Source organism: Kluyvera intermedia (assembly GCF_034424175.1).
GTDB classification, from domain to species: domain Bacteria; phylum Pseudomonadota; class Gammaproteobacteria; order Enterobacterales; family Enterobacteriaceae; genus Kluyvera; species Kluyvera intermedia.
The window spans coordinates 4,502,066-4,518,534 of the sequence record NZ_CP139986.1; the positions used below are offsets into that span (position 1 = coordinate 4,502,066).

Consider the following 16,469-nt stretch of genomic DNA (forward strand, 5'->3'; position numbering starts at 1 on the left):
CGTATTCAGGCACTGTGATTCTGCTATGAGTTCATTACAAGGGTACGGAGAATGCCATGACAATCAATAAACAACCTGGATTTGCATCTGCTGCTTCACCTCATGCCTCGACTACCGTCCATACGCCCGAAGAGGCTATTACGGCGGGAGAAACCTCCATTCCCTCACAGGGAGATACGCTGCCGGCTTATCAAGCCCGACCAAAACATAGCGATGCGCCTCTCCCGGTAATCATCGTAGTGCAGGAGATTTTTGGCGTCCACGAACACATCCGTGATATCTGCCGTCGGCTGGCGCTGGAGGGTTATCTGGCTATCGCACCAGAACTCTATTTCCGCCAGGGCGATGCCAGTGACTATGACGATATCCCGTCATTGTTCAGCGGTCTGGTATCAAAAGTTCCCGATGCCCAAGTGCTGGTCGACCTCGACCATGTTGCCAGTTGGGCTGCGCGCAACGGCGGTGATGCCAATCGCTTGTCGGTGACCGGTTTTTGCTGGGGAGGACGTATTGCATGGCTGTATGCCGCGCACAATCCACAGCTGAAAGCCGCGGTGGCCTGGTATGGTCGCCTGACCGGTGACAAGACATTAAACAATCCAAAACACCCGGTTGATGTGGCGGTAGACCTTAGCGCACCGGTGCTTGGGCTGTACGGCGGGCAGGATACAGGGATCTCACTTGAGTCCGTCGAAACAATGCGTCATGCGCTACGCGCGGCTAATGCGAAAGCCGAGATTGTGGTGTATCCCGACGCCGGACACGCGTTTAATGCCGATTATCGCGAAAGTTACCATGAAGAGTCAGCTAAAGATGGCTGGCAACGGATGCTGGCGTGGTTTGCGCAGTATGCGGGGAAGAAAAGCCAGTAGCCTAATAAAGTAGCCCGCCCAAGCGAAGCGCCGCCGGGATTCGGCTCCCGAGCCTTCCCGGAGTCGGCGCAAACACCTCGTCCGGGCTACCTTGTTTTTTTACGCCTGCCGCAGATTTTGCGCGGCTTTCACCATATTCGCCAGCGCGGCCCGGGTTTCCGGCCAGCCGCGCGTTTTCAGGCCGCAGTCGGGGTTAACCCACAGACGTTCCGCCGGAATACGTTGCTCGGCTTTCTTCAGCAGCGCTTCAATCCATTCCACGCTCGGCACGTTTGGCGAGTGAATGTCGTACACGCCAGGCCCGATATCATTCGGGTAGTCGAACTCTTCGAACGACTCCAGCAGTTCCATATCAGAACGCGAGGTCTCAATGGTAATGACGTCCGCATCCAGCGCCGCGATGGAATCCATGATGTCGTTGAACTCGCAGTAACACATGTGAGTGTGGATCTGCGTGTCGTCCTTCGCCACTGAGGCATTAATACGGAAGGCTTCCACGCCCCACTCCAGATACGCCGCCCAGTCACTACGACGCAGCGGCAGACCTTCACGCAGCGCTGGTTCGTCGATCTGGATGATACCGATACCGGCAGCTTCCAGATCCGCGACTTCATCACGCAGCGCCAAGGCAATCTGCTTAGCAATAGTTTCGCGGGTCACATCTTCACGTGGGAATGACCAGCAAAGAATGGTCACCGGGCCAGTCAGCATGCCTTTGACCGGTTTGTCGGTCAGCGATTGGGCGTATTTTGCCCATTCCACGGTAATCGCTTGCGGGCGACTGACATCGCCAATCACCACCGGCGGTTTCACGCAGCGTGAGCCATAGCTCTGTACCCAACCGTTTTGCGTAAAGACAAAGCCGTCGAGGTGCTCACCAAAATATTCGACCATGTCGTTACGTTCAGCTTCACCGTGCACCAGCACATCGAGGCCTAAACGCTCCTGCTCCACAATAGCCTGTTTGATGTGCTCGGCAATCCCGGTGCGGTAGTTGCTCGCGTCGAGATTGCCTTTTTTGAAGTCCAGACGCAGACCGCGGATTTCTGTGGTTTGCGGGAAGGAACCGATGGTCGTGGTCGGCCATGCCGGCAGGTTAAAGCGTGCACGCTGGGCTCTAGCACGTACCGGATAAGCATTAGCACGCTGGCTATCCTGCGCGGTAATCGTTGCCAGACGTTTTTCAACCACAGCATTGTGGACGCGGGTTGACTGCCGACGCGCCTGAATCGGCGCACTCCATTCTACCAGCGCAGCGGTATTGCCCGTGTTCAGCGCATCACGCAGCAGCGCCAGCTCACCACATTTTTGCAAAGCGAAAGCAAACCAGCTCTTCACTTCAGCATCAAGGCGGGTTTCGACGCTCAGATCAATGGGGCTGTGCAGTAGGGAGCAAGAAGAGGCCACCCAAAGCGGACGTTTGCCGACAATCGCTTTAATCTGGGTATATTTTTCGGTCAGATCGGCACGCCAGACGTTGCGGCCGTTAATCAAGCCTGCAGAGAGCAGCCAGTCTGCCGGTAGACGCTGATGCAGTTCCTCAACATCATCGCTGCCGTGTACGAAGTCAACATGCAGCCCCTGTACCGGCAGCGCGGTAAGGGTATCCAGATTCGGCGTTACCCCTTCAAAATAGGTGGTCAACAGCAGTTTAACCTGCCCAGTCAGCGCATCGTATGCTGGTTTAAAGGCGTTCAGCCAAACCTGGGGCAACTCTAAAACCAGCGCAGGCTCATCAATTTGTACCCACTCAATACCGCGTTTCGCCAACTCACCCAACACCTGCTGATAAACCGGCAGGATATCGTTCAGCAGACTCAGGCGGTCAAACTGTTCGCCCTTCACTTTCCCCAGCCACAGGTAGGTTAGCGGGCCCAGCAGTACGGGTTTTACGTTGTGGCCGAGCGCCAGTGCTTCATCCACCTCATCCAGCAGTTGGGTCCAGGTCAGTTTGAACTGCTGCCCCTTGGTGAATTCAGGCACCATGTAGTGATAGTTGGTATTAAACCATTTGGTCATTTCTGCCGCCGCCGCAGGTTCACCGGTCGGTGCGCGGCCACGGCCAATGCGGAATAATGTGTCGATATCAACAGAGCCATCTTTATTCTGATGGCGCGCCGGAACGTTACCCAGCAGCAGGCTGGTGGTCAGCACGTGATCATACCAGGCAAAATCGCCCACCGGCAGCAGATCGATACCCGCTTGTTTCTGCTGTTGCCAATGACGAGCGCGCAGCTCACGGCCCACGGCCAGTAGTTCTTCACGGGAGGCGTTACCCGCCCAATAGCTCTCTTGCGCTTTTTTCAGCTCGCGACGCAGGCCAACGCGAGGGAAACCGAGGGTGTGGTTTTGAATAGTCATCATATGCCTCTCATGGAATTTTCAGTATTTAGCCGTCCAGATGTTTACACATCCATAATTGGCGGTTACTGTATAATCCTCAAGCGCAATTTGTTCATGCCGAAGTGAAGGACTTTCATGATCGAGATTAAACACCTGAAAACGCTCCTGGCGTTGCGGAATAGTGGTTCACTGGCAGCCGCCGCGGCGACGCTGCATCAGACCCAATCCGCCCTGTCTCACCAGTTCAGCGATCTGGAACAGCGCCTTGGCTTTCGGCTATTTGTACGTAAAAGTCAGCCGTTACGCTTTACCCCACAGGGAGAGATTCTGCTACAGCTGGCAAACCAGGTGCTGCCGCAAATTAGTCAGGCGCTGCAAGCCTGCAATGAGCCTCAGCAGGCGACGCTACGCATCGCCATTGAATGCCATAGCTGTATTCAGTGGCTGACACCCGCGCTGGAGAACTTCCACAAGCAGTGGCCTCAAGTGGAGATGGACTTTAAATCTGGCGTGACGTTCGACCCACAGCCTGCCTTGCAGCAGAGCGAACTGGACATTGTGCTGACCTCCGACATTCTGCCGCGCAGCGGCCTGAATTATTCTCCGATGTTTGATTTTGAGGTGCGTCTGGTGCTGTCGCCGGATCATCCGCTGGCGACCAAAACGCGTATTACGCCGGAAGATTTAGCGCCAGAAACCCTGCTGATATACCCGGTACAACGTCAGCGTCTGGATATCTGGCGTCACTTCCTGCAACCAGCAGGTATCAGCCCACAGTTGAAAAGCGTCGATAACACGTTGCTACTGATTCAGATGGTTTCTGCGCGGATGGGCATTGCCGCACTGCCGCACTGGGTGGTAGAGAGTTTTGAGCGCCAGGGTCTTATCGTGACCAAAACCCTGGGCGAAGGGCTGTGGAGTCGGCTGTACGCCGCCGTGCGCGATGGCGAGCAGCGTCAGCCGATTATGGATGCGTTTATTCGCTCAGCGCGGAACCACGCTTGCGATCATCTGCCGTTTGTGAGGAATGCGGAGCTACCCAACGCCGATGTACCCAAAGTGAGGCCAGGATCACCGCGGCCCCTGTAAGGAAGCTCGGCCAGTGGGGCTGTTGATGCCAGATAGCCAGGTTAACCAGCAGCCCCGCAGGCACATGCATATTGTTCATAATGCCCAGCGTGCCCGCATCCACCTGTGTGGCACCGTAGTTCCACATAAAGTAGCCAATTCCCGACGCCACCACGCCAAGGAACACCAGAATGCCCCACTGCGGTAGCGTCTGTGGCATTTTCTGCGCATTGCCCAGCAGTGACCAAGCCACCACGGCCACCAAAAAGGCGCCAAGGTAGAACCAGGCAAATGCGTTGTGCTGCGGCATCGGACGGGTTTCCATCAGGCGTTTATAACCCACCATGCCGATGGCAAAGACGATATTGGAGAGCTGCACCAGTATCAACCCTGTCCAGAAATGGCTAGTGACATGGTCATAACGAATAATCCCCGCGCCAATCACCGCTAGCAGCGCGCTAAACGCATAGCTCCAGCGCAGGCGACGTCCACTCATCAGGTCATAAATCAGCGTGATGTAGAGCGGTGTTAGCACGGTAAACAGCAGCAACTCGGAGACGGTCAGGTAGAGATAGGCGCGGAAGCTCAGCATATACATAATGCCAAGCTGCATCGCCCCTACCAGCATATACAGCCCCACTGTTTTCAGACTGTGCCCGCGCGTACGCAGAAACGGCAAAAATACCAGTGCCGCCAGACCGACACGCACCAGCACGGCAAAATAACTATCAACGTGCCCGGCGAGGTACTCGCCGTAGAAGCTAAAAGAGAAAGCCCACAGGATCGTGGTAATAATCAGGAGCGCCACAATGAATGTCTCATAGGAAGATGAACATTCATTGTAGCGAAGAAGAGGGTTGACAACTGACCACTTAGTGACCAGTTGTCACTTTTTAATCAAGGTACAAATTGCGCAGGTAGTGTGGAACCGCATCATCAGCGTTAGAACCTATCACTTCCAGATCGGGGTGAAGATCCTTCAGGCGCTGATGGGCACCTTCCATAATGCAGCCTTTACCGGCCATCGACAGCATTTCTGCGTCGTTCATGCCATCGCCAAAGGCGATACAGTCTTTCAACGTGTAGCCCATCGCTTTTGCCACCGCTTCCAGCGCGTGGCCTTTAGATACGCCACCCGCCATCACTTCCAGACAGGTCAGAGTAGAGAAACTCACATTAACGCGATCGCCCCAGCGCGCGTTAATGGCCTGCTCCAGCGGTAGCAGCGTTTCGTGGTCGTTGCAGGTAAAGAACACCTTGCTCACGCCTTCCGGCTCCAGCAAACCCGGCTCATATAACGTGTAGTTGAAGACCGCTTCTTTGAAGAAACGCATCTCTTCCGGACGATGGCGATTCATAAACCATTCATCATCACGATAAACGTTGGTGACGATATCCGGGTTGGCATTCACCATCCCGAAGAGATCGGTCGCAATATCGCGGTCCAGGTTATGGGCGAATACCTGGTTGCCATCAGCATCGTGTACCCGCGCGCCGTTCGAGGTGATCATGTAGGATTTGATCCCGAGGTTATCGCGGATCTGCCCAACATCAATGTAGTGACGCCCGGTCGCGAAGACGAAGTTCAGACCGCGCTCGGTCAGCAACTTGAGAGTCTCTTTTGCGTATGGCGTTAAGTGGTGATCAGGGGAGAGTAAGGTACCATCTAAATCAGACGCAACAACCTGGTACATATTCGAATTTAACCTCTAAAAGTGCGGCGCTGGCGCCGAATTAACGATGTCGATGGAAAAAATCGACGATGGCAGTGAGCGCGACTGAGCGCATAGCGTCCTTTTCAAAAAGGATCTCATGATAGGCACCTTGTATGACAAGCGGCTTACCGCCATCGCAAGGATGGCCCGCTTCGGCGCGAATTTCACAATAACGATCGTGCATGCGATTATCAACGACGCGTTCTTCCTCCGCCTGAATCAGCAGCACGGGGAAAGTGTCCGTCGCGGCATTTGCCAGGATTTGTTCTCCCGCCAGAATACCTTCTCGCACCCAATGGTACGTGGGCCCGCCCACGCGTAGCCGGGGTTCATCCGCATAAAAACGGACATTACGCCGGTAGCGCTCGCGGCTATGGGTTAAGGTGTTAACGCCGAACGGTAACGCGTACCATCGGCCCGTCCCCATTGCATACCCTTCCCGAACACGCTGATGGCCCTCAGCCCAATCGAGAAGCGGTCTGACAACCCACTCCGGCAGACGCATAATAATACCGAACATCGGCGCACAAAGCGCGATGGCATCACAGCCCTGGGGTTTGCGTTGCAAAAATTGTGTCGCAATCGCGCCGCCCATCGAGTGGGCGAGAATAAACCGCTGCCGCCAGCGCCCCGGAACCACTTCTTGCTGCCAAAAAGCATCAAGATCATCGACATAGTCGCTAAAATTCGCGACATGCCCACGATGTGAATCCGACAGCATGCGTCCAGACCGTCCCTGCCCACGGTGGTCGATAATCAACACATCAAAACCACCGTGGAAAAGATCGTACGCCAGTTCGGCGTACTTTACGTAGCTTTCAATTCGTCCAGGGCAGACCACAATTACGCGGTCATGCGCCGGAGAACTGAAACGAACAAACCGTACAGGAACACGATCGACACCGATAAACTCCGCTTCTTCCCGCCCGCGCCAGAACGTCGTCAGTGGGCCGGTGGTAAACGCAGCAAAGGCGTTTTCTCTTGTTTCCCAATCCTTTTGCTGTTGAAACATCGGGCTTCCACCCCAGTTAACCGCTGAAAATTGTTTTTTTGTGACGCTCAACACAGCGCCTATACAATAGCGTATTGTGGCATAAAAACAGACAATCAGGGAGTTTCTCATGACCTTCGAATGGTGGTTCGCCTACCTGCTCACATCCATAATTCTCAGCCTGTCACCGGGCTCAGGGGCGATTAATACCATGACCACCTCGATAAACCACAGCTACCGGGGCGCTGCGGCTTCCATTGCCGGTCTACAAACCGGGCTGGCGATTCACATCGTGCTGGTTGGCGTGGGTCTTGGGACGCTCTTTTCTCGCTCGGTGTTGGCATTTGAGGTACTGAAATGGGCAGGTGTTGCCTATCTTATCTGGCTCGGGATCCAACAATGGCGTGCAGCAGGTTCTATCGATCTGAAAACACTGGCGAAAACGCAAACTCGCGGAAAGCTTTTCCAGCGAGCGGTTTTTGTTAACCTGACCAATCCTAAAAGCATCGTGTTTCTTGCAGCACTTTTCCCGCAGTTTATCTCCCCGGATCAGCCGCAGGTGATGCAGTATCTCGTGCTCGGCGTGACGACCATCGTCGTGGATATTATTGTGATGATTGGCTACGCCACGCTGGCCCAGCGAATCTCGACCTGGATTAAGGGGCCGAAACAGATGAAGGCATTGAATAAGGTGTTTGGTTCGTTGTTTATGCTGGTGGGTGCACTGCTGGCGTCGGCGCGGCACGCGTGATAGCTGCCCACTCACACATTTGTTTGAGTGGGCTAAACCCTTAACGCGAAATAATCAGATGAATACCAAATCCCGCAAACAGGGTTCCGGCTATACCGTCGATCCATTTCGCGGCACGCTGGTAACCACGGCGCATCGCCGGTAGCGCAAACAGGCTGGCGACAACGGTGAACCAGGCCAGCGTTTCAAGAATAATCAGGACGAAGATGCCCCAGCGCTCACCCGCACCGACGTTATCGCCAACAAACAGCGAGAACACAGAGCCAAAATAGATAATCGCTTTTGGATTGGCCAGGTTTGTCAGCAAGCCTTTCATAAAGCTGCGTCCACCTTGGGCCAGTTCAACCTGAGGTTCTTCTGCCACCGCAGATGTCTCTTTTTTTAGCGCCCCACGCAGCATCTGGTAACCCATCCAGCACAGATACAGGCCACCGCCGACCATGATAATGGTATGCAGCCACGCCATTTTTTCGATAATCAGATGCAGGCCGAGCAGCGCAACGCCCGCCCAGACCATCACGCCGCCGGTGATCCCCAGCACGCCCATCATCGCTTCTTTTCGCGAGCGGCTAACAGCAGTTTGAGACACAAAGAAGAAGTCCGGCCCCGGGCTCATCAACGCAATGATGTGCACCAGCGCCACGGTAAGAAACAGCGTAATCATGATAGACCTACCAACGGGACGATAAATTCGCGGAAAAATAGTACAGTGAGTGACTATCCTGACACTTTTTACGTGGGCTGACTACTCTTCATCGTCACCATCGACGTGGGCGCGAATCAGCGCCAGAAACTCACGGCCGAAACGCTCAAGTTTGCGCGTACCCACACCGTTCACACTCAGCATATCGCTAGGTGAAACCGGCATTTGTTCAGCCATCTCAATCAGCGTCGCGTCGTTGAAGACCACGTATGGCGGGATATTTTCTTCATCGGCAATCGCTTTACGCAGCTTACGCAGTTTGGCAAACAGCTGGCGGTCATAATTGCCCACCGCGGCTTTCTGCATCACCCGAGGCTTCAACGCCACGATACGCGGCACCGCAAGCTGGAGCGGCGCTTCACCGCGTAACACCGGACGGGAAGCATCGGTGAGCTGTAGTGCCGAATGCTGGGCGATATTCTGAGTGACAAATCCAAGGTGGATCAGTTGGCGGATTACACTCACCCAATGTTCGTGGCTCTTTTCGCGGCCCATTCCATAAACTTTGAGTTTGTCATGGCCGAAATCGCGAATACGCTGGCTGTTGGCCCCGCGAATCACCTCAACCACATAGCCCATACCAAAGCGCTGGTTAACGCGGCCAATGGTGGAAAGCGCAATCTGGGCGTCCTGTGCACCATCATATTGTTTCGGTGGGTCGAGGCAGATATCGCAGTTACCGCACTGCTCCTGACGTCCTTCACCAAAGTAGTTGAGCAACACCAGACGACGGCAGGTCTGCGCTTCAGCAAAGGCCCCCATCGCGTTGAGCTTATGACGTTCAATATCTAACAGCATTCCCGCCGGTTTTTCTTCCAGGCAGCGACGCAGCCAGGCCATATCGGCCGGATCGTAAAACAGCATCGCTTCCGCAGGTAAGCCATCACGCCCGGCACGGCCGGTTTCCTGATAGTAAGATTCAATATTGCGCGGAATATCAAAATGCACCACGAAACGGACGTTCGGTTTGTTGATACCCATCCCAAACGCAACGGTAGCGACTACGATTTGCAGGTCATCTCGCTGGAATTTCTCCTGCACATCGGCACGAACGGTATGTTCCAGTCCGGCATGATAGGCTCCCGCGCTAATGCCACGGCTTTGCAGACGCGCGGCGGTATCCTCAACTTTCGAACGGCTGTTACAGTAAATAATGCCCGATTTACCTTTCTGCTCCTGCACATAGCGCATCAACTGGTCGAGAGGCTTAAACTTCTCCATCAGCATGTAGCGGATATTTGGGCGGTCAAAACTACTGATTTGGATCAGCGGATCGTTAAGCCCCAGCAGACGGGCAATGTCGCTGCGGGTGGTGTCATCAGCCGTCGCGGTGAGCGCCATAAACGGCAGTGATGGGAAACGCTGACGCAGTTGCCCTAGGGCAGCATATTCCGGGCGGAAATCATGCCCCCATTGGGAAATACAGTGCGCTTCATCCACCGCCAGCATCACCGGATTCCAGTGCGCCAGATGCTCAAGGAAGTTATCCAGCATCAGGCGTTCCGGGGCGATATACAGTAAGCGAATCTGCCCGGTACGACACCCGGCCATTACTTCTTGCTGCTGTTCACGGGTCTGGGTGGAGTTGATGCAGGCTGCCGCCACGCCGTTTGCCAGCAACTGATCGACCTGGTCTTTCATCAAAGAAATCAGCGGTGAAACCACCACCGTCAGGCCATCAAGTACCAGTGCAGGGATCTGATAACACAGCGATTTACCGCCGCCGGTCGGCATCACAACTAAACAGTCGCGTCCTTCCAGCACGGTATCGATGATGGTTTCCTGGCCCGGGCGAAATTGCTGGTAGCCAAAGGTCTCCTGCAAAACCTGTTTAGCCAGCGATCCCTGATTCAAAACTTCCGCCTGTGCCACATTGACCCCATTCACCGTAAAATAAAAACAGGCGCTATTTTCAGCGCCTGCGTGCCAAACTGCAACGTTTTAGACGAAATCCTTCGGTAATGCTCGCAACAAACCGACGGATACGCTGTTAAAACAGATCGTTAAGCATCACACCAACACCCACACGAGTCTGGTTAAAGTTATAGTCGATAAGTGACTCACCATAACCGCTGTAAACTTGGGTATAAAAACGAACGTGCTTAGTTATCGGGTAACTCACCCCCAACTCTGCACCGCCGTAGCCGGTGTTCCAGTTATATTGCCCCTGTGCGCTGAGTACCGCATCGCCTAACTGGTAACCGATTTTCAGCCGGTAATAGCCCATATACTTGGTGATATCCGGGTTGTCATCGGTTTCACCCAGCACGTACCACGGCTTCACTTCTACCAGCCAGTTGCCGTTTTGCGCCATCAGACGAGCATAGAGACGGTTCCAGCTGCGGGAAGTCGGGTCGGAACGACCATTAGAATCATGGTTGTAGCCCATTTCAACGTCACGTAGGGTCCAGCCCGCAAACCGGTAATCGGTCGCGAAACCGAGGAATACCTGTGGTTCATAGTTCGTTTCACGAAACGGCGCGGACTCATCGCTATTGGAGAGTTGCCACCATGAGCGCTGTGTATAAGATGCGGCCAGCACCGAGTTATCTCCCAGGATCCCACGCCATAGCGGGAATGCCAGGCTCAGCTGGAATTTGACCTCATCCTTGCGCGCATTCTCTGCCCAGTTATAGGTGCGAATCGCCTCTTTATTGAGATCGCTGGTCCAGGTGTACAGCAGGTAGTTACTCTCATAAGGATAGAGCGTGAATGGATTATCATGCTCTTGCAGCAAATTGGCGATAATACTGCCGCGCACTGCGGGCACATCATGCACTTCTTTAATTGTTGCTTCCTGCGCAAACGCTGAGATAGGCAGCAGTAGCGCCAGTAACCCACTCCATGAGAACCGCATCAGTCACTTTCCCCTGAGATATATAAAAACAATGAATAACAAAATGACACGTATTCTACCTGTTTGTGCCGGTCTTGCTCATCAAACCTTTCCTAAAGTAGAAATCATCGTGCGATAAGCATAAAATCAACATTTCATTAACATAAAATGCAAGGTCACTATGTCTGCACAACTCACCGCCGAAGACGCTCTCAAGCTGGTTGGGGAAATATTTGTCTACCACATGCCGTTTAACCGGGCGCTGAATCTCGAGCTGGAGGTCTACGAAAAGGCCTTCGCGCAGCTGAGTTTTAACAATCAACCGATGATGGTCGGCAACTGGGCACAAAGTATTCTGCACGGAGGGGTGATTGCCTCGGCATTGGATGTTGCAGCCGGTCTGGTGTGCGTAGGCAGTACGCTGGCTCGCCATGACACGATCAATGAAGACGAGCTGCGCCAGCGGTTGTCAAAAATGGGCACTATCGATCTGCGTGTAGACTATTTACGCCCTGGCCGCGGTACTCGTTTTACCGCCACCAGTACGCTCCTGCGCGCAGGGAATAAGGTTGCCGTGGCCCGCGTGGAGTTGCACAACGAAGAACAAACGCATATCGCCAGCGCCACCGCGACATATATGGTGGGATAACCGCCATAATCGCGTAACATTGCGTGACTTTTTCGAAATGGATGTTTCTCATGGATCCCAAACAGACGCGTCAGGGCGTGCTTCTTGCCCTTGCCGCCTATTTTATCTGGGGCATCGCTCCCGCCTACTTTAAGTTGATTTACTACGTTCCCGCCGATGAGATACTGACTCATCGCGTCATCTGGTCATTTTTCTTTATGGTGGCGCTGATCAGCATCAGCCGTCAGTGGTCGCAGGTCAGAACGCTGCTCAAAACCCCAAAAAAGGTCTTTCTGCTAGCACTTTCGGCAGTACTGATTGGCGGTAACTGGCTGCTGTTTATCTGGTCAGTCAATAACCATCACATGCTGGAAGCCAGCCTGGGGTACTTTGTTAACCCACTGGTGAACATTGTGTTGGGGATGATTTTCCTCGGCGAGCGCTTTCGACGGATGCAATGGCTGGCGGTGATTCTGGCGATTTGCGGCGTGCTGGTACAGCTATGGACGTTCGGTTCGCTCCCGCTCATCGCATTAGGATTAGCGTTTAGCTTCGCGTTCTACGGCCTGGTGCGTAAGAAAATCGCCGTTGATGCGCAGACCGGCATGCTGTTTGAAACACTCTGGCTGCTGCCGCTAGCGGCGATTTATCTCTTCGGCATTGCCGACAGCGCAACGAGTCATATGGGAAATAACCCGTGGTCGCTCAATCTGCTGCTGATTGCCGCAGGTGTGGTCACGACGATTCCCTTGCTGTGCTTTACCGGTGCAGCAACCCGTCTGCGCCTATCGACGCTCGGTTTCTTCCAGTATATCGGCCCAACGCTGATGTTCCTGTTGGCGGTAACGTTCTACGGCGAAGTGCCGGGGGCGGATAAGATGGTGACCTTTGCGTTTATCTGGGTCGCACTGGCGGTATTTGTGATGGATGCGATTTATACCCAGCGACGGGGCCGTCGGGGTTAAGGTGTTGCCGGATGGCGCTTCGCTTATCCGGCCTACGATTCGTCATTGTTTGTAGGCCGGATAAGGCATCGCAGCCATCCGGCACACACGTTACAGCCAGTTCTTGCGCTTAAAGTACAAATACGGCGCAAGTCCCGCCAGAATCATAAAGATAATCGCCCCTGGATAACCAAAGCTCCAGCGCAGCTCCGGCATAAACTCAAAGTTCATCCCATAGCTGGATGCCACAAGCGTTGGCGGCAGGAATACCACGGATACCACCGAGAAGATCTTGATGATGCGGTTCTGCTCGATATTGATAAAGCCCATCGCCGCCTGCATCAGGAAGTTAACCTTCTGGAACAGGGATTCGTTGTGCGGCAGCAGGGATTCGATATCTCGCAGGATTTCACGCGCTTGCTCAAGCTGGTTTGCTGGCAGACGTGCCTTACGCACCAGGAAGTTCAGCGCGCGCTGGGTATCCATCAGACACAGGCGCACCTTCCAGCCGATATCTTCCAGTTCTGCCAGCGTTGAAAGTGCATCATCGTACTCATCGCCCTGACGCCCTTCCATAATCACACGGCTGAGCTTTTCCAGATCACTGTAGATATTTTCAATTTCATCCGCCAGTTGTTCGATTTTGGTTTCGAACAGATCGAGCAGCAATTCGTAGGCGTTACCGTCCACCATGAGCTGGCTACGCGAACGCATACGGTACAGGCGAAACGCTGGCAGTTCGCGTTCGCGCAGAGTAAACAGGCGTCCTTCGCGGATAGTAAATGCGACGGTTGAGTTACCTGCGTGATCGTCCGCATCTTCATAAAAGAAGAAGGAGTGGATGTGCAGGCCGTCTTCGTCTTCAAAAAAACGTGCGGATGCTTCGATGTCTTCCAGTTCAGGGCGCGTGGCCAGGTTCTGGCCCAAATCCTTTTGCACACGGTTTCGTTCATCGTCATCCGGCTCGACTAAATCAACCCAGACCGAGCTGGCCAGGTGTTCAATCTCGTCCGCTTCAAGACGCGTTAAACGATTTTTTTCCAGTTGAAATGCGCTCAGCATGACCGGGACTCCCAATGCAAAAAATTATCGGACAGCCGGTGGGCACACAGAAACTACAGAGGTTTCAGACCATTAAACAGCCTGACTCATTGCGACGGGATCAATACGAGTCGCTGACAACCGCTAAGGCTATCAGCATAAGAGGATAGCCTTAGGAGTTGTTCCTGGATGACAGGAAGGTGAGCCAGCATCTACTGGGTGTGTCCAAGGCTTTGTCCTCTTAGCGTAATCGTGCGCGCATGTTACGCCAGCAAAAAAACGGCGTCAACACGCAACGAAACGCTAACCGGCAATAATTACCTTCTCTTCAGTAAGGCTAGCAGTTCGTTACAAAATAATGATATTTTTCTGAAAGTTATACCGTTTCCAATCTAGCATAGGCTGCCACTAGCCATTTGATTCCTTGCCCCTGGAACGCAACCTGCAGTCGGCTATGTTCACCACTACCTTCCAGATTGACGATAGTCCCTTCACCAAACTTGGCATGGCGAACGCGCTGCCCCAGCTTATAGCCGGTATCGTTTTCCGCCATCGGAGTGCCCATGCGCTGATGATTGACCGGACGACTTACCGTAGCGCGCAAACGCACTTCTTCTACGCACGCTTCTGGCAGCTCACCGATAAAGCGCGACGGACGGTGATACACCTCTTTACCATACAGACGGCGTGTTTCCGCGTAGGTTAACGTCAGCTTTTGCATGGCACGGGTGACGCCAACATAGGCCAGGCGACGCTCTTCTTCCAGACGCCCGCCTTCATCCAACGACATCTGGCTTGGGAACATGCCCTCTTCCATACCAACGATAAACACCTGCGGGAACTCCAGGCCTTTGGCCGAGTGCAGGGTCATCAGCTGTACCGCATCCTGCCAGGTGTCGGCCTGACCTTCCCCAGCTTCCAGCGCAGCATGGGAGAGAAACGCCTGCAACGGCAGTAAATCTTCTTCTTCATCGTTGTAGCTGAACTGGCGCGTTGCCGTCACCAGTTCGTCTAAGTTTTCGATACGCGTCTGGCCTTTCTCGCCCTTTTCCTGCTCATACATCATGCGCAGGCCAGAGTCTTTCACCACCCTGTCCGTCTGCACGTGCAGCGGCATATCGGCGGTTTCCTGTGCCAGCGCGTCAATCAGCTCCATAAAGCGCTGTAGCGCGCTTGCTGCGCGCCCGGCCAGGGCTTTTTCTTGCAACAGCTCGCGACAGGCTTGCCACAGCGTCAGCTGGCGCTCCCGCGAAGTCTGACGCACCACGTCCAGCGTACGATCACCAATGCCGCGCGTTGGCGTATTCACCACGCGCTCAAAGGCGGCATCGTCATTACGGTTGGAGATCAGGCGCAGGTAAGAGAGCGCATCTTTGATTTCCTGGCGCTCGAAGAATCGCATTCCCCCGTAGATACGGTACGGCATACTGACCTGCAACAATGCCTCTTCCAGCACACGCGATTGGGCGTTGCTACGGTAGAGAATGGCGCACTGTTCCAGCGCGCCGCCGTTGTCCTGCCAGGTTTTAATACGATTGACGACGAAACGCGCTTCGTCGAGTTCGTTAAACGCACAGTAAAGAGAGATCGGTTCGCCATCAACGCCATCGGTCCACAGCTTTTTCCCCAGACGTCCGTTGTTGTTTTCAATCAGGGCGTTCGCGGCGCTCAGAATGTTATTGGTCGAGCGGTAGTTCTGCTCAAGACGAATAGTTTCGGCGCCGGGAAAATCGTTCAGGAAGCGCTGGATGTTTTCTACCTGTGCCCCACGCCAGCCGTAAATTGACTGGTCGTCGTCGCCAACGATCATCACCTTGCCAGTGTCACCGGCCAGCAGGCGGATCCACGCGTACTGAATGTTGTTGGTATCCTGGAATTCATCCACCAGAATATTCGAGAAACGTTCACGGTAGTGCTGAAGGATATGCGGCTTGTTAAACCACAGCTCGTGAGCGCGCAGCAGCAGCTCGGCGAAATCCACCAATCCGGCACGGTCACACGCTTCCTGATAGGCCTGATAGACCTTCTGCCAGGTCTGCTCCACCGGATTGCCGTAGCTTTGCAGATGATGCGGGCGCAGCCCTTCGTCCTTCTGGCTGTTGATAAACCACATCGCCTGACGCGGCGGCCACTGCTTCTCATCAAGGTTCATCGCCTTGATCAGACGTTTCAGCAAACGCAGCTGATCTTCGCTGTCGAGGATTTGGAAATCCTGCGGCAGGTTGGCGTCCAGATGGTGGGCGCGCAGCAGTCGGTGTGCCAGCCCGTGGAAGGTACCGACCCACATCCCACCCTGAGAGGTTCCCATCAACTGCGCGATACGGTGGCGCATTTCCGCCGCCGCTTTGTTGGTAAAGGTCACTGCCATGATGGAATACGGCGAGCAGTTTTCCACGCTTTGCAGCCAGGCGATACGGTGTACCAGCACGCGCGTCTTACCACTGCCTGCACCCGCCAGCACCAGCATATTGGTGCGCTTAGCCGCGACGGCTTCGCGCTGTTTATCGTTGAGGCTGTCGAGCAGGTAAGAAACGTCCATTGGCACCGCCGGAAAAATAGAGGCCCAGTAATACACTG

At 54.2% G+C, this 16,469-nt stretch carries 15 protein-coding genes; 5 read left to right on the plus strand and 10 right to left on the minus strand.

Translation table 11 applies throughout. From position 1 onward, the window contains the following. Positions 1-56 precede the first annotated feature (56 nt). On the plus strand, positions 57-872 hold the full coding sequence (locus U0026_RS21640; protein WP_062777430.1) for a dienelactone hydrolase family protein: 816 nt from the start codon (positions 57-59) through the stop codon (positions 870-872). Between the two features lie 99 nt (positions 873-971). Here U0026_RS21640 and metE read toward each other — a convergent pair whose 3' ends face one another. Further along, positions 972-3,233 (minus strand): 5-methyltetrahydropteroyltriglutamate--homocysteine S-methyltransferase, encoded by a 2,262-nt coding sequence (gene metE / locus U0026_RS21645; RefSeq protein ID WP_062777467.1) that lies wholly within the window; start codon positions 3,231-3,233, stop codon positions 972-974. A 117-nt stretch (positions 3,234-3,350) separates the two neighbouring features. Here metE and metR point away from each other — a divergent pair, with 117 nt between their 5' ends. After that, a complete protein-coding gene (gene metR / locus U0026_RS21650) occupies positions 3,351-4,304 on the plus strand; it encodes an HTH-type transcriptional regulator MetR (RefSeq protein ID WP_062777429.1) in 954 nt (317 codons plus the stop codon). Here metR and U0026_RS21655 read toward each other — a convergent pair. The 3 genes from U0026_RS21655 to pldB all read right to left on the minus strand — a co-directional run bounded on the left by U0026_RS21655 (position 4,192) and on the right by pldB (position 7,010). Beyond that, positions 4,192-5,091, minus strand: coding sequence for a carboxylate/amino acid/amine transporter (locus U0026_RS21655; RefSeq protein WP_062777427.1), 900 nt, complete (start codon positions 5,089-5,091; stop codon positions 4,192-4,194). The two genes, metR and U0026_RS21655, sit on opposite strands and share 113 nt — an antisense overlap. Before the next feature lie 85 nt (positions 5,092-5,176). Then, positions 5,177-5,977 (minus strand): sugar/pyridoxal phosphate phosphatase YigL, encoded by an 801-nt coding sequence (gene yigL / locus U0026_RS21660; protein ID WP_062777425.1) that lies wholly within the window; start codon positions 5,975-5,977, stop codon positions 5,177-5,179. 40 nt (positions 5,978-6,017) lie between these two features. Further along, on the minus strand, positions 6,018-7,010 hold the full coding sequence (gene pldB, locus U0026_RS21665) for a lysophospholipase L2 (RefSeq protein ID WP_062777423.1): 993 nt from the start codon (positions 7,008-7,010) through the stop codon (positions 6,018-6,020). A 109-nt stretch (positions 7,011-7,119) separates the two neighbouring features. Here pldB and rhtB point away from each other — a divergent pair, with 109 nt between their 5' ends. Beyond that, positions 7,120-7,740: a homoserine/homoserine lactone efflux protein gene (rhtB, locus tag U0026_RS21670; protein WP_062777421.1), complete on the plus strand. Its 621-nt coding sequence runs from the start codon at positions 7,120-7,122 to the stop codon at positions 7,738-7,740. A 40-nt stretch (positions 7,741-7,780) separates the two neighbouring features. On the opposite strand, the gene rhtC is transcribed toward rhtB, so the two are convergent. From rhtC to pldA, 3 genes are all read right to left on the minus strand, one after another. After that, a complete protein-coding gene (gene rhtC, locus U0026_RS21675) occupies positions 7,781-8,404 on the minus strand; it encodes a threonine export protein RhtC (protein ID WP_062777419.1) in 624 nt (207 codons plus the stop codon). An 81-nt stretch (positions 8,405-8,485) separates the two neighbouring features. Next, a complete protein-coding gene (gene recQ / locus U0026_RS21680) occupies positions 8,486-10,315 on the minus strand; it encodes an ATP-dependent DNA helicase RecQ (RefSeq protein ID WP_062777417.1) in 1,830 nt (609 codons plus the stop codon). Positions 10,316-10,433: 118 nt separating this feature from the next. Then, entirely contained in the window at positions 10,434-11,300 is an 867-nt protein-coding gene (gene pldA / locus U0026_RS21685; RefSeq protein ID WP_062777415.1) for a phospholipase A, read from the minus strand. Positions 11,301-11,460: 160 nt separating this feature from the next. Between pldA and yigI the strand changes: the two genes are divergently transcribed. Both yigI and rarD read left to right on the plus strand, forming a co-directional pair. Beyond that, entirely contained in the window at positions 11,461-11,928 is a 468-nt protein-coding gene (gene yigI, locus U0026_RS21690) for an acyl-CoA thioesterase YigI (protein ID WP_062777413.1), read from the plus strand. A 50-nt stretch (positions 11,929-11,978) separates the two neighbouring features. Continuing rightward, a complete protein-coding gene (gene rarD / locus U0026_RS21695; protein WP_062777411.1) occupies positions 11,979-12,872 on the plus strand; it encodes an EamA family transporter RarD in 894 nt (297 codons plus the stop codon). A gap of 90 nt (positions 12,873-12,962) precedes the next feature. Here the strand turns inward: rarD and corA are convergent, their stop codons facing one another. The 3 genes from corA to uvrD form a co-directional block, all read right to left on the minus strand. Next, complete coding sequence (corA, locus tag U0026_RS21700; RefSeq protein WP_062777409.1) at positions 12,963-13,913, minus strand: magnesium/cobalt transporter CorA; 951 nt, start codon at positions 13,911-13,913, stop codon at positions 12,963-12,965. A gap of 151 nt (positions 13,914-14,064) precedes the next feature. Continuing rightward, the gene (gene ysgD / locus U0026_RS21705) at positions 14,065-14,121 is read right to left on the minus strand and encodes a YsgD/CorL family protein (RefSeq protein WP_218007475.1); all 57 of its coding nucleotides are present in this window, start codon (positions 14,119-14,121) and stop codon (positions 14,065-14,067) included. A gap of 147 nt (positions 14,122-14,268) precedes the next feature. After that, entirely contained in the window at positions 14,269-16,431 is a 2,163-nt protein-coding gene (gene uvrD, locus U0026_RS21710; protein WP_062777407.1) for a DNA helicase II, read from the minus strand. Between the last annotated feature and the right edge of the window lie 38 nt (positions 16,432-16,469).